The organism is Pseudomonas allii, from assembly GCF_055380095.1.
The window spans coordinates 3,585,140-3,602,868 of record NZ_AP039450.1; the positions used below are offsets into that span (position 1 = coordinate 3,585,140).

At 62.5% G+C, this 17,729-nt stretch carries 19 protein-coding genes; 10 read left to right on the forward strand and 9 right to left on the reverse strand.

Annotation, left to right across the window (positions count from 1 at the left end):
• Positions 1-52: 52 nt before the first annotated feature.
• From ACZ445_RS16055 to ACZ445_RS16065, 3 genes are all read left to right on the forward strand, one after another.
• The gene (locus tag ACZ445_RS16055; RefSeq protein ID WP_058424057.1) at positions 53-1,264 is read left to right on the forward strand and encodes an MFS transporter; all 1,212 of its coding nucleotides are present in this window, start codon (positions 53-55) and stop codon (positions 1,262-1,264) included.
• Positions 1,265-1,373: 109 nt separating this feature from the next.
• Entirely contained in the window at positions 1,374-2,540 is a 1,167-nt protein-coding gene (locus tag ACZ445_RS16060; RefSeq protein WP_464703711.1) for a GGDEF domain-containing protein, read from the forward strand.
• A gap of 159 nt (positions 2,541-2,699) precedes the next feature.
• Positions 2,700-3,800 (forward strand): IS5 family transposase, encoded by a 1,101-nt coding sequence (locus tag ACZ445_RS16065; RefSeq protein ID WP_464707263.1) that lies wholly within the window; start codon positions 2,700-2,702, stop codon positions 3,798-3,800.
• 151 nt (positions 3,801-3,951) lie between these two features.
• Here ACZ445_RS16065 and ACZ445_RS16070 read toward each other — a convergent pair whose 3' ends face one another.
• Complete coding sequence (locus ACZ445_RS16070) at positions 3,952-4,413, reverse strand: MAPEG family protein (protein ID WP_464707264.1); 462 nt, start codon at positions 4,411-4,413, stop codon at positions 3,952-3,954.
• Positions 4,406-4,711 (reverse strand): DUF2834 domain-containing protein, encoded by a 306-nt coding sequence (locus ACZ445_RS16075; protein ID WP_464707265.1) that lies wholly within the window; start codon positions 4,709-4,711, stop codon positions 4,406-4,408. Before ACZ445_RS16075 ends, ACZ445_RS16070 begins: the two co-directional genes overlap by 8 nt.
• 83 nt (positions 4,712-4,794) lie before the next feature.
• Here ACZ445_RS16075 and ACZ445_RS16080 point away from each other — a divergent pair, with 83 nt between their 5' ends.
• Both ACZ445_RS16080 and ACZ445_RS16085 read left to right on the forward strand, forming a co-directional pair.
• On the forward strand, positions 4,795-5,583 hold the full coding sequence (locus ACZ445_RS16080) for a helix-turn-helix domain-containing protein (protein ID WP_464707266.1): 789 nt from the start codon (positions 4,795-4,797) through the stop codon (positions 5,581-5,583).
• Between the two features lie 54 nt (positions 5,584-5,637).
• Positions 5,638-7,347 carry an amidase gene (locus ACZ445_RS16085; protein ID WP_179028252.1) on the forward strand — a complete coding sequence of 570 codons (1,710 nt, stop codon included), beginning with the start codon at positions 5,638-5,640 and terminating at the stop codon, positions 7,345-7,347.
• Positions 7,348-7,468: 121 nt separating this feature from the next.
• Here the strand turns inward: ACZ445_RS16085 and ACZ445_RS16090 are convergent, their stop codons facing one another.
• Genes ACZ445_RS16090 through ACZ445_RS16100 form a run of 3 tightly spaced genes read right to left on the reverse strand, consistent with a single transcriptional unit; the run spans position 7,469 to position 8,899 of the window.
• On the reverse strand, positions 7,469-8,206 hold the full coding sequence (locus ACZ445_RS16090) for a CPBP family intramembrane glutamic endopeptidase (RefSeq protein WP_464708623.1): 738 nt from the start codon (positions 8,204-8,206) through the stop codon (positions 7,469-7,471).
• A 7-nt stretch (positions 8,207-8,213) separates the two neighbouring features.
• Positions 8,214-8,684 (reverse strand): RidA family protein, encoded by a 471-nt coding sequence (locus ACZ445_RS16095; RefSeq protein ID WP_058424068.1) that lies wholly within the window; start codon positions 8,682-8,684, stop codon positions 8,214-8,216.
• Complete coding sequence (locus ACZ445_RS16100) at positions 8,681-8,899, reverse strand: DUF6434 domain-containing protein (RefSeq protein ID WP_058424069.1); 219 nt, start codon at positions 8,897-8,899, stop codon at positions 8,681-8,683. The genes ACZ445_RS16095 and ACZ445_RS16100 overlap by 4 nt, the downstream gene beginning before the upstream one ends.
• 505 nt (positions 8,900-9,404) lie before the next feature.
• On the opposite strand from ACZ445_RS16100, the gene ACZ445_RS16105 reads away from it, so the two are divergent.
• Positions 9,405-9,836, forward strand: coding sequence for a nuclear transport factor 2 family protein (locus ACZ445_RS16105; protein ID WP_058424070.1), 432 nt, complete (start codon positions 9,405-9,407; stop codon positions 9,834-9,836).
• A gap of 28 nt (positions 9,837-9,864) precedes the next feature.
• Here ACZ445_RS16105 and ACZ445_RS16110 read toward each other — a convergent pair whose 3' ends face one another.
• Complete coding sequence (locus ACZ445_RS16110; RefSeq protein ID WP_058424071.1) at positions 9,865-11,190, reverse strand: aminotransferase-like domain-containing protein; 1,326 nt, start codon at positions 11,188-11,190, stop codon at positions 9,865-9,867.
• 90 nt (positions 11,191-11,280) lie between these two features.
• Between ACZ445_RS16110 and ACZ445_RS16115 the strand changes: the two genes are divergently transcribed.
• Positions 11,281-12,171: a DMT family transporter gene (locus tag ACZ445_RS16115; protein ID WP_058424072.1), complete on the forward strand. Its 891-nt coding sequence runs from the start codon at positions 11,281-11,283 to the stop codon at positions 12,169-12,171.
• Here the strand turns inward: ACZ445_RS16115 and ACZ445_RS16120 are convergent.
• Positions 12,168-12,734, reverse strand: coding sequence for a YceI family protein (locus tag ACZ445_RS16120; RefSeq protein WP_235594942.1), 567 nt, complete (start codon positions 12,732-12,734; stop codon positions 12,168-12,170). The two genes, ACZ445_RS16115 and ACZ445_RS16120, sit on opposite strands and share 4 nt — an antisense overlap.
• 121 nt (positions 12,735-12,855) lie before the next feature.
• Between ACZ445_RS16120 and ACZ445_RS16125 the strand changes: the two genes are divergently transcribed.
• Positions 12,856-13,350, forward strand: a complete 495-nt coding sequence (locus ACZ445_RS16125; RefSeq protein WP_058424074.1) for a PaaI family thioesterase — start codon at positions 12,856-12,858, stop codon at positions 13,348-13,350.
• Between the two features lie 44 nt (positions 13,351-13,394).
• A complete protein-coding gene (gene yghX / locus ACZ445_RS16130) occupies positions 13,395-14,282 on the forward strand; it encodes a YghX family hydrolase (protein ID WP_464707267.1) in 888 nt (295 codons plus the stop codon).
• A 21-nt stretch (positions 14,283-14,303) separates the two neighbouring features.
• Here the strand turns inward: yghX and ACZ445_RS16135 are convergent, their stop codons facing one another.
• Together ACZ445_RS16135 and ACZ445_RS16140 are read right to left on the reverse strand one after the other, a co-directional pair.
• Positions 14,304-15,488, reverse strand: a complete 1,185-nt coding sequence (locus tag ACZ445_RS16135) for a DUF2252 domain-containing protein (protein ID WP_058424076.1) — start codon at positions 15,486-15,488, stop codon at positions 14,304-14,306.
• A 77-nt stretch (positions 15,489-15,565) separates the two neighbouring features.
• Positions 15,566-16,444 (reverse strand): LysR family transcriptional regulator, encoded by an 879-nt coding sequence (locus tag ACZ445_RS16140; RefSeq protein WP_058424077.1) that lies wholly within the window; start codon positions 16,442-16,444, stop codon positions 15,566-15,568.
• 131 nt (positions 16,445-16,575) lie between these two features.
• Here ACZ445_RS16140 and ampC point away from each other — a divergent pair, with 131 nt between their 5' ends.
• Positions 16,576-17,718 carry a class C beta-lactamase gene (gene ampC, locus ACZ445_RS16145; protein ID WP_464707268.1) on the forward strand — a complete coding sequence of 381 codons (1,143 nt, stop codon included), beginning with the start codon at positions 16,576-16,578 and terminating at the stop codon, positions 17,716-17,718.
• The last annotated feature ends 11 nt before the right edge of the window (positions 17,719-17,729 follow it).

The window sequence follows — 17,729 nt, forward strand, 5'->3', positions numbered from 1 at the left end:
CGACCTTAAGAAGTTGCCGCCTCTGATTAGCTGCCTTGTATGGAATGCCTGCATGTCGACCCTTACCGCGTCACCCGCCGCTGCAACCACTACGCCCCAGGCCAGCCCCTTGGTCATGCGCATCCTCGGCGCCTGCGCCCTGGCCCATTTGATCAATGACCTGATCCAGGCCGTGCTGCCGTCGATCTACCCGATGCTCAAGGCCAACTACGGCCTGACATTTACCCAGGTGGGCCTGATTACCCTGACCTTCCAACTGACCGCCTCCCTGCTGCAACCGTGGATCGGCTATCACACCGACCGCCACCCCAAGCCCTGGCTGCTGCCGGCGGGCATGGTGTGCACCCTGATCGGCATCCTGATGCTGGCGTTTGTCGGCAGCTTCCCGGCGATCCTGCTGGCGGCCGGCCTGGTGGGCGTGGGTTCGTCGACCTTCCACCCGGAAACCTCCCGCGTTGCGCGTCTGGCCTCCGGCGGTCGCTACGGCCTGGCGCAATCGACCTTCCAGGTCGGCGGCAACACCGGCAGCGCCTTGGGCCCGTTGCTCGCCGCGGCGATCATCATCCCCTACGGCCAGGGCCATATCGCCTGGTTCGGGCTGTTTGCGGTGTTCGCCATCCTGGTGCTGTACGGTTTGAGCCGCTGGTATCGCCACCACCTCAACCTGTTCAAGCTCAAGCAAGGCGGTAAAGCCACCCACGGTTTGTCCAAGGGACGCGTGACCTTTGCCCTGGTGGTGCTGGCCGTACTGGTGTTCTCCAAGTACTGGTACATGACCAGCCTGACCAGCTACTTCACCTTCTACCTGATCGAGAAGTTCCAGCTGTCGGTCGCAAGCTCGCAGATGTATCTGTTCCTGTTCCTCGGCGCCGTGGCGGTCGGCACCTTCGCGGGTGGCCCGATCGGCGACAAGATCGGCCGCAAGAAAGTCATCTGGTTCTCGATCCTTGGCGCGGCACCGTTCACCCTGGCCCTGCCCTACGTCGACCTGTTCTGGACGGCGGTACTCAGCGTGGTGATCGGGTTCATCATTGCGTCGGCCTTCTCGGCCATCGTGGTGTATGCCCAGGAACTGGTGCCCGGCAATGTGGGCATGATCGCCGGGATCTTCTTCGGCCTGATGTTCGGCTTCAGCGGGATTGGCGCGGCGCTGCTCGGCCTGCTGGCGGACACCCACGGCATCGAGTACGTCTACAAACTGTGCTCGTTCCTGCCGCTGGTGGGCATCCTGACCCTCTTGCTGCCCTCGACCAAAGGCGCCTGACCTGCCGATCATCGCCTGGCCGTGTGCTATCACCCAGAACGCTCTGAAAAACCTGCGTGTGCGCTTACAATCCCGGTTCTAAACGCACACCAGGCAGACCCGGCAAGACATGACGCTCGACCCTCCCACGATTTTGGCACTCACCGTAGCCCTGGCAGCCGCTGCCGCCCTGTACCTCGCCGTTGAATGGCGCAGCGTACGCGAACCTTCGCTGCTGTGCTGGAGCGCCGGTTTCGCCACCATTACCGTCGGCTCCACCCTCGCCCTGCTGCGCCTCAATGGCTTGCTGATGATCGGCATCTGGTTCGCCAACGGCTTGCTGGTCACCGCGCACTTCCTGTTTTTGCTCGGCGTGGCGCGGTTCACCCAAACGCGGCTGTCGCTGTTGTGGTTGCTGATGCTGCTGGTCTGGCTGGGCATGCTGATGTTGCCGGCCGATCCATCATGGTCCAAAGCCATGCTGGCGGTGCAGTCCCTGTTGGTGGCGCTGCCGACCCTGCGCGCCAGCTTCTTGTTGCGGCCCCATGGCAAGTCCCTGAGCATCGGCGCGGTGCAGTTGCGCTATGTGCTGCTGATCCATGGCGCGTTCTATGTGGCCAAGGCGCTGTCGGTATTGATCCCGGGCACCTTGATCGACCTCGCCGCCTTCAAGGGCGAGATCATCCAGATTTCCCTGGTGGAAGGCGCTATGGCGATCATGCTCATCGCACTGTCGATGACCGGCTCGGAACGCTATCGCCGCGAACAGCAGATCGCCCGGCTCGCCGCCCGCGACCCGCTCACCGCCCTCTACAACCGCCGCGCCCTCGACCTGCGCGCCCCGCGCCTGCTCGCTCAGGTAACGCCCGCACAACCGGGCGCCCTGCTGCTGATCGACATCGACAACTTCAAATCGGTCAACGACCTCCACGGCCACACTGCCGGCGACCGCCTGCTGATCGCCCTCAGCGAAATGATCCGCAGCGTAGTGCCCCAAGGCGCGCTGGCCGCACGCCTGGGCGGGGATGAATTCGTGATCCTGCTCAACCCGGCGTCCACCGAACAGATCGTCGAACTGGGCAGCAGCCTGCGCGACCAGTTCCAGCAACTGGCCGCACAGAGCTTCACCACGCCGGCGCCGGTGACGCTGAGCATTGGCGCAAACCTGTTCGACCAACCGCCGCCGAGTTTGACGGCGCTGATCGAGCAAGGGGATACCACGCTGTATGAAACCAAGCGCGGTGGGCGGGACAGTATTCGGTTGGTGGATCGGACGGGGGCCAGTTGGTACGGCTAGAAGTCGTATCAGGCCTCTCTCAACCGGTAGGAACACGCTTGCTCGCGAAGAATGCAAGCTCAGCGCGCCCAGTTAGCAGGCCGTTGAAAAAGGCCGGACTGAATTAGATTCTGGCAAACTCCCAGTCATGTCCCTCAATGTCAGCGGAAGACCGAGCCGATGCGTGGACCCGATCTCAAGCAAAACGACCTGTTCAGCTACACGACGCTGGAGCAGCGTATCCCCAAGGATCACCCGCTACGCCCGCTGCGCGAGCTGGTTGATGCGATCCTGGTGTCGATGGACTCTGATTTCGAGGTTTTGTATTCCTCGCTGGGACGCGCCTCGATTCCACCAGAGCGGCTACTGCGGGCTTCATTGCTGCAGGTGATCTACACCGTGCGTTCCGAGCGGCAATTGGTCGAGCAGATCGATTTTAATCTGCTTTTTCGCTGGTTCGTCGGCCTGTCGATGGACGAACGGGTGTGGGATCACTCGACCTTCAGTCAAAACCGTGACCGCCTGTTTAACCAGGATATTGCGCGCCTGTTCTTCCAGCGCATCAAGTCGCTGGCCCAATGGTCGCAGTACGCCAGCGATGAGCATTTCAGTGTGGATGGCACACTGATCGATGCCTGGGCTTCGCATAAGTCCTTCGTCAAAAAAGACGATGGCGAGAAGCCGGGCGATGAGCCTCCAGAGGACGGCCCTCGCAACAACTATCTCGATTTCAAGGGTGAGAAACGCGGCAACAAGACTCACCAATCGACTACCGATCCCCAAGCGCGGCTGGCCCGCAAGAGTCCGGCCGATGGCAGTCGCCTGGCCCATATGGCCCACACTCTGATGGAAAACCGTAACGGGTTGATCGTGGATGTGGAATGCACCGAGTTCAATGGACACGCCGAAGTGGGTGCAGCCTTGAAGATGCTTGAACGCACGGCCAAACCTGGCAGCACCGTGGGCGCGGACAAAAGCTACGACCAGAAATTTTTTGTCCAAATGGTGCGTGATTTGAAGGTGACGCCGCATGTCTCGAGGAAGGCCATCAAGAGCGCAATCGATGGCCGTACGACCCGTCATCCGGGTTACGGCATCAGCATGAAAATACGAAAAAGAATCGAGGAAGGATTTGGCTGGCTAAAGACCGTGGGTGGTCTGCGCAAGACCAAGCTGATCGGCCGCGAAAAGCTCAGCGCCCAGTTGCTGCTGGGCTTTTCGGTGTACAACTTGATCCGTTTGGGGAGCTTGTCGGGCTGGTGGCGTGGGTCGCATGTTTAGGCGAGGTACGCCCAGAAATCGTCCACAGGCAAATATTTGCGCTGGAATTGGCAAAACACCCGCTGATTGAGGCGGGATAAAGGTCGACGCCAGGCTTGAGAGGCTGAAAAATCTCAAGCTTGGCGGGTTGGGGGAGATAGGACTGAATTTTTCAACGGCCTGTTAGAATACCCGCGTTATCGTTGACGTTTTTCGCGAGCGAGCTCGCTCCTACAGTGCCCAGGCCGAACAGGCAGGCCACACCCACCCCATACGCAAGCGTGCGCCAGGGTTGCCATCCCATCAAGTACGTCACCGTATGCACCACCCGCGCCGAGGTGAAACCGCAAAACAGCCAGGTGGTGGCAACCGGGGCAGTCTCCAATGCCACACACAGCCCACCCAACACAAAAAACAGCGGAATGTTCTCCAGGTCATTGGCCCAGGCCTTGGTCGCTCTCATGACTTGGGGCAGTTCTTCTGTATTCGCGGCGCGATTGAAGAACGCGGCGTCTTCCGGATTGGTAAAGGCCCGACGCCTCAGGCGAAAAAAACCCTGATAACAGGAAATCGCAAACATCTTCAAACACAGCACCAGCACGCACAGCGTATAGACCGGCAATAGCTCACTCATCCCGGCCCCCATTCACCACCAGATAAAGCAACGGCCCCACCGAAACAAACACCGCCGTCAGCACAAAGTATGGCACCAGCGAAGCCATCGACCGCCCGCGCCGCCGCGCATCCCGGTACATCCACACACACGCCAGCAGCGCCATCAAATACAGGTCGATCACCACTTGTGCGGTGTCCGGTCGCGACATCAATTCGCGCCCGAACGCCAGCAGCGACTGCTCGGCCGTCAGCAGCGTGAACAGGGTGTACGACGAAAACAGCAGCAAACCGGCCAGCGCAACACGGGATCTTTTCATGGGCTCTTCCTTGGGGTGATGAAGGCCCACGTTAGTGATAAGGTTCGGCCCCTCGCAATGACCTCGGAGGTCATGATCCCGCCATGGACACCCCTGCCACCGCCGGCGAACACCTGCGCCACTTGCGCCGGCAAGCCAAGCTCAGCCAGCTCGACCTGGCCCTGATCACCGGTGTTTCCCAGCGCCACCTCAGTTGCCTGGAAACCGGCCGCGCCAAGCCAAGCCCCGGCACCTTGCACAACCTGCTGACGGCACTCGAAGCACCCCTGGACCAGCGCAACCGCGTGTTCCTCGCCGCCGGCTATGCCCCGCGCTACAGCGCCACGCCACTGGCCTCACCGGCGATGGCCGCGATTCGCGAAGCGGTCAACCATGTGCTGCACGCCAACAACCCCGCGCCGGCCATCCTGCTGGACAGCCAGTGGCAGGTGTTGGCGGCGAATGCCAGTACCGGCGTGCTGTTTCAATTGGTGGGCATCCCGCCCGATTCAGCCGAGGGCTTGAACCTGCTCACCACGCTGTTGCAGTCGGGCGGCCTGGGCGATCACCTGATCAACGCCGACGAGATCCGCACCCTGGCCTGGCAACGCGCTACCCGTGAGGCGCTGGGCAATCCTGAACTGGCAGAACTGCTGGCAAGCTTGCCGACACCGGCCAGCACCGAGCTGCCCGCCGACATGCCACCGCTGGTGCTGACGCGCATCCGTTCAAGCCGGGGCGAATTGAGTTTTCTGTCCACCTTCACCACCTTCGGCATGCCCCAGGACATCACCCTCTCCTCCCTGCGCATCGAACATCTGATTCCCGCCGACGACGCCACCTGGCAGGTGATGCGTGCGGCGTACGCGGATTATGCCGCGCTGGTTTTGTGAAATATCTGTACGTAGACTGCCGCCATACCCCCACTTGAAGGCGGCGAAAAAAACGTGATGCAAGTTACCGAAGTCTCCATTGCCCAATTGCGCGCGGCGCTTGAATCCGGCCAGACCACGGCCGTTGAACTGGTAAAAGCCTACCTGGCGCGGATCGAGGCCTATGACGGTCCGCAGACCGCCACCGCCTTGAACGCCGTGGTGGTGCGCAACCCCGCAGCGCTCGAAGAAGCCGAGGCGTCCGATGCACGCCGGGCCAAAGGTGAAACCCTGGGGCCTTTGGATGGCATTCCCTACACCGCCAAGGACAGCTACCTGGTCAAGGGCCTGACCGCAGCGTCCGGCAGCCCGGCGTTTGCCAACCTGGTCGCCCAGCGCGATGCATTCACCATCGAGCGCCTGCGCGCCGGCGGCGCCATCTGCCTGGGCAAGACCAATATGCCGCCGATGGCCAATGGCGGCATGCAGCGTGGCGTGTATGGCCGGGCGGAAAGCCCGTATAACGCCGACTACCTGACAGCGCCATTTGCTTCCGGCTCGTCCAACGGTGCCGGCACTGCGACGGCGGCGAGCTTTGCGGCGTTTGGCGTGGCCGAAGAAACCTGGTCCAGCGGACGCGGCCCGGCCTCTAACAATGGCCTGTGTGCCTACACCCCGTCCCGTGGGGTGATTTCGGTGCGCGGCAACTGGCCGCTCACGCCAACCATGGACGTAGTGGTGCCGTACGCGCGCACCATGGCCGACCTGCTGGAAGTGCTCGACGTGGTGGTGGCCGAAGACCCGGACACCCGTGGCGACCTGTGGCGCCTGCAACCCTGGGTGCCGATCCCGAGCGTCACCTCGGTGCGCCCGGTGTCTTACGCTGACCTGACCGTGACTGCCGAATCCCTCGCCGGTAAACGCTTTGGCGTACCACGCATGTACATCAACGCCGACCCCGACGCCGGCACCAGCGAAAAACCCGGCATCGGCGGCCCCACCGGGCAGAGGATCAACACCCGCGCCAGCGTTATCGACCTGTGGAACGACGCCCGCCAAGCCTTGGTCGCGGCCGGCGCCGAAGTGATCGACGTGGATTTCCCGCTGGTGTCCAACTGCGAAGGCGACCGCCCCGGCGCGCCCACCGTGTTTACCCGTGGGCTGGTGTCCAAGGAATTCCTGCACGATGAACTGTGGGAACTCTCGGCCTGGGCCTTTGATGATTTCCTGCGCGCCAACAACGACCCGGCGCTCAACCGCCTGGCGGATGTGGACGGGCCGAAGATCTTCCCCCACGACCCGGGCACCCTGCCCAACCGCGAAGACGACCTTGCGGCCGGCATGGACGAATACGTGCGCATGGCCGAGCGTGGCATCACTCCGTGGGACCAGATCAACACCGTCCCCGATGGACTGCGCGGCCTGGAACAGACCCGCCGGGTCGACCTGGAAGACTGGATGGACAAGCTTGGCCTCGACGCCGTGCTGTTCCCCACCGTGGCCGACGTAGGCCCGGCGGATGCCGATGTGAACGAAGCCTCCGCCGACATCGCCTGGAGCAACGGCGTGTGGGTGGCCAACGGCAACCTCGCCATCCGCCACCTGGGCGTGCCGACCGTCACCGTGCCCATGGGCGTGATGGCCGATATCGGCATGCCGGTGGGGCTCACCTTTGCCGGGCGCGCCTATGATGACTCGGCGTTGCTGCGCTTTGCGTCGGCCTATGAAGCCACCGGCAGCAAACGCCTGATTCCACCGCGCACCCCTCCGCTGGCAGCTGACTAAACGCGGTCAAACATGTGGGAGCGGGCTTGCTCGCGAATACGGTCCTTCAGCCACCAATAGGCTGACTGATCCACCGCTTTCGCGAGCAAGCCCGCTCCCACATTTTCGCCTGTGTTTCAGATCAGGCGATGTGGGGCACGGCAATCAACAGGATTGCCGTGCCATGAGTCAGCGTCGCCGCCAGCACTCCATAGCGCATGCGCACCAACGCACAGGCCAGCCCCTCCAGCAGGGTAAACAACAACACCGGCCACCCCAGTTGAGTCACGCTCAAGGCCAGGAACGTATGGCAGGCCGCAAAGGCTACGCCGCTAATAAAGGCCGCACGCAGCGGTGTTACATGCTGCTCCAGATAGCCCTGTAGAAAACCGCGAAACAGCACCTCCTCCAACGCATTGGCGCCATAGGCCAACACGACCATGCCCGGCAGCCATACCCAATACCCTGGAATCGCGGACACGTCGATGCCCTGGTAAAACCGCAGCGGCACACCGATCAAACCGCCCACCGCAAGCCCGATCGCAAGGCCAACGCCACGCGCGCCCCTGGACCAGACGATCAACCTCCACAGGTCCGGCGCCAGGCGCATGAGCCCTGCGATCAACAGCACCGACAAGCCGCCCAACGCCGCCAACACAAACGCATTGGCCGTAAACCCAAGCTGCACTTCGCTGCCCAGCGACCACAAGCCCAACGGCGTCATCACATCGCGCATCAGCACGAACCCCATCAACAGGATCAGGATGCGCAGCGCCGTCAGCGACTTGGGCGTCAGTGCGAACCACAGGCCAAACAACAGCACGCCCGGCGCCAGGTACATGCTGTAGTGGATCAATACCACCATGCCTTGGGTAATCATCGATCGCTCAGCCATGCGCCAGCGCAATCATGTCGATCTCCACCGCCGCCGACTTCGGCAGCTGCATCACGCCAATCGAGGTCCGCGTATGCACGCCGGCGCTGCCGAGAATCTCGTGCAACAGGTCCGACGCACCGTTGGCCACTTCACTCTGCTGATCAAAATCCTCGGCACTGCGCACGTACACGGTGATGCGCGGGATGGCCTTGATGTGGTCCAGCGAACCCAGGGCCTGCTGGAGTAACCCCAGGCAGCGCAACGCGCTGATGCCGGCGGCGACTTGCGCCTGGGCCAGGGTCAGGCTGTCACCGACCTTGCCCGGCAGCACGATGGCATCGCCGACACGCGGGATCTGGCCGCTGATGTACAGGTGGTTGCCATCGCGGACCAGCGGCGTGTAGTTGCCGCCGATCTTGAATTCATTCAACTGATAGCCGATGCGCAGTTGGGCGGCCTGGTATTTTTCGTCGCGGGTCATGGGCGTGAATCCTCGTTGCGACGTTGCCACTCATCCACCACGTCGCCCAGGGTCTTGGGCCTGTCGTTGCGAATCCAGGCCATGAAAGGCCGGTCGAACTTGAACCCCGGGCCGCAGTGCTCAAGCATGAAGCGGCGAACGTTCTGAGTGTTTTTGTAGTGTGGGGTAACGGGGGTGTCGCGGGTGATGGGGTCGCTGTGCCAGTCAAAATCCATGTTGTGTCTCGGGCGCCGTGGGGTTGCGGCGCTAGCATAGCGATGTGCTACCTGCACAGGAAGTGAGCTGTGATTCAACCGATGTGTTGGGACATCGTACAAGATAAAGACTTGCTTATATTGCCTTAAAGCCCAGCCCTTTCAAGGTCTTTGAAAAAACGGCCATACCTGGCTGATACCCTCCCATCAAGGGTGAACACTGCAACTGTGGCGAGCGGGCTTGTCCCGCGTTGGGCTGCGAAGCAGCCCCAGCACCAGCGGCCTAAGAATGCCTGGTTCACCGCATTCCTCCTTCCAGGGTCGCTTCGCGACCCAACGCGGGACACGCCCGCTCGCCACAGGGTACTTATCGCCTGTTCTACCTGAAGACCTTGAAAGGGCTGGCCTTAATACCGAATCTTTTCTGGATATTTCAAAATTTCACTTTCCTTCCCCATCTGAAATATTGCATGGTTGTACGACGACTTAACGTGTCGTCCCCCCCAACAACAATAAGGAAACACCCATGCAAAACGTCAAAGTGCTGATCGGTTTTCTGTGCCTGTTCAGCGGCTATGTCGCAGCAGCGCCTGCCCCTGCCGAAAAGGACGTGGCCCAAGCGGTCGACCAACTGACCCAAGCCATGCTGCACCTGGACCTCAAGCAGCTTCACGCGCTGACATCTGACAAACTCACCTACGGTCACTCCAGCGGCAAGGTGCAGAACAAAGACCAGTTCATCGCCGACCTGGAAACCCACACCAGCGCGTTCAAAACCCTGGAAATGCAGAACCAGACCATCACTCTGCAAGGCGACACCGCACTGGTGCGCAACCACTTCCATGCCCTGGCGGTGAACAGTGGCGTTGAAGTGCCCACCGACATCGACAACTTCCAGGTCTGGCAGAAGCAAAAAGGCAAATGGCTGCTGATCGGACGTCAAGCCTACAAGTACTGATGCCCAGCGGTGAGCCGCCGAACCCGGCTCACCACGCCACCACCTTGCGCACCTTCGACAGCGCCTCGCGCAGCGCCGGCAGCGCCACCGAGCCCAAGGCCAGGCGCAGTGCGTGCGGCACATGGGCCGACACGGCAAACGGCTCGGCGGTAGACACGGAAACCCCCTCGCGCTGCAAGCTCATGGCCACCTGATCGGCCCGCGCCTCTTCCGCCAGGGGCAACCACAGGAAATACGAAGAAGGATGGCTCACGTACGCCAGCCCCTTCAGCACTTGCGCCGCCACGGCCTGCCGCGCCTGGGCATCCTGGCGCTTTTGTACTTCCAACTTGGCCACGGTGCCATCTTCGAGCCAGGCCACCGCAATGGCGCTCATCACACCCGGCACGTTCCAGGTGGTGGCCATAAGGGTGCGCTCCAGTGGTTTCACCCATTCCGTCGGCGCTGCGACGAACCCGACACGCAACCCGGTCGCGACACTTTTCGACAGCCCGCCCACATACACCGTGCGCTCCGGTGCCAATGTCGCCAGCGGCGGCGGCGCGTCTTCGGCCAGGAACGCGTAGGCCGCGTCTTCGATGATCATCAGGTTGTGCTGACGGGCGATCGACACCAACTGTTCGCGCTGGGCCATGCCCATCACCCAGCCCAATGGATTGTGCAGGGTTGGCATGCTGTACACCGCGCGCACCGGGCGCTTGCGACACAGGTCATGCAGCGCATGCAGGTCCGGCCCTATCGGGGTGACCGGGATCGCGACGATTTCCAGGTGCAGGGTTTCGGCCAGCACCTTGAACCCCGAATAGGTCAAGGCATCCACTGCGATCACATCGCCGGGCTTGAGCAAGGCCATCATCGTCACCGCCAGGCCGTGCTGGGCTCCACTGACCAGCAGCACCTGCTCGGCGTCCACCCTGAGCCCGCGACTGAGCAAATGCCGCGCAAACGCCGCGCGCTCATGCAAGCGGCCGGCATGGGGCTGGTAACGCAACAGGGCTTCGAGATCGCCGCAGAGCGCCAACTGGCGCAGCGCCGTGCGCAACCTATCCGCCTGGCCCGGCAACGAAGGGTAATTGAAGTTCAGGTCGAGCATGCCCGGCGCCACGGTCATCTGCCCACTGCCCTGCCCCGGCGGCAGCGAGATCTCACGCACGAAGGTGCCACGCCCGGCTTCACCGCTGACCAGCCCCATCCCCTCAAGCTCCGCGTACACCCGGGTGGCGGTGACCAGCGCCAGGCCATGCTCTGCGGCCAGTTGCCGGTGCGTTGGCAAGCGGGTACCGGGCGGCATCGTTCCGCTGCGGATGGCTTGGGCGAAGGTATCAACCAACGACTTGTAGCGGGCGCGGGGCATAGGCCTGTATCCATGACAATTTTTTGATTGTCTTAATCCTCACCCCTAGGATGATCGCAACGCAACCCCTCCCTGTCCGGACACCCCATCATGCAACGCACTTCCCCTCTCAACACCCTGGATACCAGCGCACAAGGCTGGATCAACGGCTTTATCGGCGTGGTGATCTTCAGCGGCTCCTTGCCCGCCACGCGCCTGGCCGTGATGGAATTCGACCCGGTCTTCCTCACCATGATCCGCGCGGCCATCGCCGCCCTGTTGGGCGTTCTGCTGCTGTGGCTGTTCAAGGAAAAACGCCCCGCACGCCAGCAGTGGGCGCCCCTGGCAATCGTCGCCCTGGGCGTGGTGATCGGCTTCCCGCTGCTCACGGCCCTGGCCCTGCAATACGTGACCTCGGCCCATTCCATCGTGTTCATCGGCCTGCTGCCGCTGGCCACGGCGGTGTTTGGTGTGCTGCGCGGTGGCGAGCGTCCGCGCCCGGTGTTCTGGTTGTTTTCGATCCTGGGCAGTGTGCTGGTGATGGGTTATGCCTTCGCCCAGGGTTTGAGCGCCGCGCCGGCCGGCGACCTGCTGATGCTGTTGGCCGTGCTGGTCTGCGGCCTGGGCTATGCCGAAGGTGCCAAGCTGTCGCGCAGCCTCGGCGGTTGGCAGGTAATCTGCTGGGCGTTGGTGGTGTCGATGCCGGTGGTGGTGCCGTTGAGCCTGGTGCTGGCGCCGGCGAGTTTGCGCGGCATCAGCCTGCCCGCCTGGCTCAGTCTGGGCTACGTGTCATTGTTCAGCATGCTGATCGGTTTTGTGTTCTGGTATCGCGGGTTGGCCCAGGGTGGTATCGCCGCCGTCGGCCAGTTGCAGTTGCTGCAACCGTTTTTCGGCCTGGCGCTGGCGGCGGGCCTGCTGCACGAGCAGGTCAGCCTGGGCATGGTGCTGGTCACCGTCGCAGTGATCGGCTGCGTGGCCGGTGCAAAGAAGTTCGCCCGTTAACGCTGCGGCGCGACCATCTTGAACTTGATGTTGATGTCATTGGACACCACGCTGTTGCCGGCCCATTCGCCCTCGCCGATCTTGAAGTCGCCGCGCTTGAGGATGAACTCACCGTCGAACACCCCAATGCCGCTTTGCTCCTTGAGCACCACGTCGACGTCCACCGGGCGCGTGGTGCCCTTGATGGTCAGGTTGCCGCTGATCTGGTAGCGGTTATTCCCCAGCGCCTTGACCCCGGTGGATTCATACACGCCCACAGGGTAGGTCGCGGTGTCGAACCAGGAGGCGCGTTGCAGCTCGTCGTTGGCGTCCGGGCTGCCGGCGTCGATGCTGGCGAGCTGGATCTTGAGCAACGCATGCCCGGCCTCCGGCTGTTGCGTATCGAAGGTCAAGGTGCCCTCGAAGTCGCTGAACGTGCCATACACCCGCTGCCCCAATTGCTTGTAGGTGAAGCTGATCTGGCTGGCGGTGCGGTTGACATCCTTGTACTCCACCGCTTGGGCGCTGGCGCCGTAGGCAAGGATCAAGGCCAGGACGGCGACCGGGGACATTCGACGTTTCATGCAACGCTCCGCGACAGGTAAGAACACAGTATCGAGCTAACACCTCATACCAGGGATTTATTCCCATCGGGCGTTTGTCCTGCTAAACAGAGTAGTCGCCCCACAACAATAAGGACGCTGCATGCACGCCCCATCGCTCCAGGACACCACCGCGCCGGAAGGCATCTGCTACGGCTGCGGCGGCAGCAACCCCCATGGCCTGCATATCAAGAGCCGCTGGGACGCGGACGGTATCCACCTGGTCGCCGAGCACCTGCCCGAGGCAAAGTACACCGGCTGGCCCGACCTGGTCTACGGTGGCCTGATCGCGATGCTGGTGGACTGCCATTCCAACTGGACCGCCATGGCCTACCACTACCGCGCCGAACACCGCGAACCCGGCAGCCTGCCGCGCATCGATTGCGTGACCGGCAACCTGGGCATCAAATTCATCAAGCCGACCCCCATGGGCGTGACCCTCACGCTGCGCGCCCGTGTCGACGGCGACGTGGGGCGCAAGACCCGCGTGATCTGCGAGGTGTACGCCGGTGGCGTGCTGACGGCCGTGGGCGACTCGATCTTCGTGCGCGTCGACACCGGCCAACTGGCCGCCGCCGCCCATGGCCGTGACAGCTGATCCTGGTCTACATTGATGGCCACCGCTAATCGAGGACTGCACCGATGACTCGTCTCACCGCGAAAGACTTTGCGCCCGAACTGCTCGAACTCTACGACGGCTACGCCCACGGCAAGCTCAACCGTCGCGAATTTCTCGACCGCGCCGCCCTGTTCACCTTCGGCGGGCTCACCGCCTCGGCCCTGCTCGCGGCCTTGAGTCCCAACTACGCCCTGGCCGAACAGGTGAAATTCACCGACCCGGACATCGTCGCCGACTACATCACCTACCCGTCGCCCAAAGGCAACGGCAGCGTGCGCGGCTACCTGGTACGCCCGGCCAAAGCGACGGGCAAGTTGCCGGCGGTGGTGGTGGTCCACGAAAACCGCGGCCTCAACCCCTACATCGAAGACGTCGCCCGGCGCCTGGCCAAGGCCGGTTTTATTGCGCTGGCGCCGGATGGCCTGACCTCGGTGGGCGGCTACCCCGGCAACGACGAAAAAGGCGTGGAACTGCAACAGCAAGTCGACCCAACCAAGTTGATGAACGACTTCTTCGCCGCCATCGAATGGCTGATGCACCACGACAGCAGCACCGGCAAGGTCGGCATCACCGGTTTCTGTTATGGCGGTGGCGTAACCAACGCGGCAGCCGTAGCCTACCCGGAACTGGGGGCGGCCGTATCGTTCTATGGGCGCCAGCCGGAGGCCAAGGACGTAGCGCGCATCAAGGCGCCGATCATGCTGCATTACGGTGAGCTGGACACGCGGATCAATGAAGGCTGGCCGGCTTATGAAAAGGCCCTGAAAGCAGCCGGCACCACCTATGAAGCGTACATCTACAAGGGGGCCAACCACGGTTTTCACAATGATTCGACGCCGCGTTATGACGAAGCAGCGGCGAACCTGGCGTGGGAACGCACACTGGGCTGGTTCCGCAAATACCTGGTCTGACTGCCCCCTGTAGGAGCGACCTCAGTGCTCCAGTGCATAGCGCCGGCAATGGTTGAGGTAGCCCTGCTCATGGCTCCCTACCAGTTGCACCACGCTGGTCCATAGCCACGACGGCGCATCCAGCTGTTTGGAACGATTCTCCTGCAGCACGGCCATCCAGTCCTTGCGTGTCTCGCGATCCATCTGCCGGGCATGGGCGATACCGACCACCCGCGCCAGGTAGCCGGCGGCGTGCATGGCGTCGATCTCGCTCAATTCGTCCAGCTCCAGCTTCATGTCCTGGGGCAGTAGCTCGCGGATGAAAAAACCATTGTCCAGCATGCGCGTCGCCACCATGCGTTCACCCAAACCGGGCGAGAGCTGGCGGGCGCCCTCCACCACCCGACGGCCATTGTCCCTGGGCATCTTCGCCCGTACCGCACGAGGCGCCGCCGCGCCGACGGCCTGCTTGATATCGATCAGGCAATACTCCTGGTCATCCTTGTCGCCCACGCCGAGCAAGGCGGCATAGCGCTGCAGGCCCAGGGAGCTGCAGCCCTTGACCCAATAGGCCGAGTCCAGCAACTCGACCCTGGCGTCCTTGGGGCGACCTTTGAGTGACGTCACCAATTGATGGATGTCGGCCGAGGCGCAGAGCGTTTCCAGTGCGGTTTTTTCGGCCCGTGACAACGACCAGAAATGCTTGCCCAAGGGAATGCTCGGGCGAGCGTTTTCGATGCGCTCGCGCGCCAGGTTCTTCCAGGTGCGCGCCACCGCGCTGCGCATGCCCGCCTTGACCTGGGACGGACGCGGCGGCGCTTCGTCGGGTTTGTCTTTGAACGCCTGTTCGTAGCCCACCATCATTTCTTCGAGCATGCGCGCACTGGTCACCCCCGGCAGGTCCGAGCCGCGCGCGGCGGTGGCCAGGGACAGCGCCAGGCGCACCAGGTCGTGGGCCGGGTTGCCGATCACCGTCTGGTCAAGGTCGCGGATATGCATATCGATGCGACCCTTGATATCGCCGGTAGGCCCCAGGTTGCCGGCGTGGCAGTCGCCGCAGATCCAGATAGCCGGGCCATGGGGCAGGCGGCGCCCGCTCTGGCTGTGCAGCCATTCGTAGAATTGTACGGTGCTGCCGCGCACGTAGGCGTGGGCAGAGCGGGCCATCTTCAAGTTACGCAGTTGGGTCAGGTGCGGCATGCGGGCGGAGGGGCGCGGTATCTTCATGGAAAAACTCAGTGCAGGTGTTGCGGTAGAGCGCTGGCCCTCGACGAATGTTTCATTATGTTTCAAAAAAAAGCGATTCAGCCGTCCTTCGCCCTGTCCCGCAACCAATCCTTGAACGCCAGCATCGCCGCCGTCTCGGCCCGCGACTGCAAGCGCGTCAACCAGTAACTGCCAGTGGTAATGCCGATATCGAACGGCTGGCGAATCACATCACTCTCCAGTTGCCGCGCAAACATCATCGCCGGTGCCAAGGCCACGCCGAGGCCTTGCAATGCCGCCTCCATCATCGCCAGCGATGAATCGAACACGATGCTGCGCGGCAGCAGGGTGTCGGCAGGCAAGCCGGCGGCCTGGAACCACAGGTTCCACTCATCGGCGCGGTAGGAACGCAGCAAGGTGTGTTTCAACAGGTCGGCCGGTGCGTGTAACTGCTCGGCCAGTTGCGGCACACACAACACGCTGAGCGGAGCTTCCAGCAGTTCGCAGGCGTCCGTGCCGTGCCAGGCGCCGGCGCCGAAACGGATGGCGTAATCCAGCCCTTCGGCGGCGACATCGACGCGGTTATTGTGGGTCGATAGGCGCAAGTCGATAAACGGGTAGCGCTGCTGAAAGTCCGCCAGGCGTGGCAACAACCAGCCGACCGCGAAGGTGCCTACGGCCCCGACGGTGAGGACCTCGCGGTAGTGCCCGCCCTCGAACTGGCCGAGGGTATGCGCGATGCGGTCGAAGGACTCGCGCAACACCGGCAGCAGGGTTTCACCTTCGCGCGTCAGCATCAGCCCTCTTGGCAAGCGTTTGAACAAGGTGACATTCAGTTGCGCCTCCAGGCTTTTCACCTGATGGCTGACCGCAGCCTGGGTCACGCACAACTCGATGGCCGCCCGAGTAAAGCTCAAATGGCGGGCCGACGCCTCGAACGCGCGCAGGGCATTGAGGGGCAAATGGGAGCGCAGCATGATCTACCCTAGATTTTCTAATGGCAGCTGCAAGATATCATCGTTTGCCGCAGGGGCCGAACCTGACTAGATTTGCCACGCCTGCGCAGGCCCCGATCGTCAGTGCATCATTTACATGGAAGCGAATAACCATGAACTCCAACGTAAGACATTTCCTGATTTCAGCCTTATTTATCAGCTCCGGCACCTGCATGGCCGCCACCGACCTGCGCCAGGTCGTGAACAGCAGCGTCGAGCCCTTGATGCAGCAACAAGGCATCGCCGGCCTGTCGGTGGCGGTGGTGAACAAAGGCAAGGTGCAATACTTTAACTACGGCGTCGCCAACAAAGACAAGCAACAGCCCGTGACCGAAGACACGCTGTTCGAGATCGGCTCGGTGAGCAAGACCTTCACCGCCACCCTCGGCGGTTACGCTGCGGCCAGCGGCAAACTGAAGCTGTCGGACATGGCCAGCCAGCATCTGGCCGCACTCAAGGGCAGTGCATTCGACCGCATCAGCCTGCTGCAATTGGCCACCTACACCCCTGGCGGCCTGCCGCTGCAGTTTCCAGATGCCGCCGACAGTGCCGGCACCATGCTCAATTATTTCCAGCACTGGAAACCCACTTACGCCCCAGGCGCACAGCGTCTGTATTCCAACCCCAGCATTGGCCTGTTCGGCTACCTCAGTGCGCAAAGCCTGGGCCAGCCGTTCAACGTCGCCATGGAGAAAACCCTGCTGCCCAAGCTGGGCCTGACGAACACCCATGTCAGCGTGCCGGCAGACAAAATCCCTACCTACGCCCAAGGCTACGACAAGGACCAGAAACCCGTGCGCGTCGGCCCCGGCGCGCTGGACAGCGAAGCCTATGGCATCAAGACCAGCACCCAGGACCTGGCGCAGTACGTGATGCTGAACATGCACCCGCAAACCCTGGAGAAACCGCTGCAACAGGCCATCGCCACCACCCACACCGGTTACTACACGGTGAACGGCATGACCCAGGGACTGGGCTGGGAGTACTACCCCTACCCGATCACGCTGCAAGCGCTGATGGAGGGCAACTCCACACCGATGGCGATGGAACCGCACAACGTTAAATGGCTGAACCCGGCCCAGGCGCAACCGGCCAATGTGCTGTACAACAAGACCGGCTCGACCCGTGGGTTCGGTGCCTATGTGGCCTATGTGCCGAGCAAGGACATGGGGGTGGTGATTCTGGCCAACAAGAACTACCCGAATGCCGAACGGGTGAAAGTGGCCCATGCGATCCTGAGTGCGCTGGACCACTGATGCACACGCCC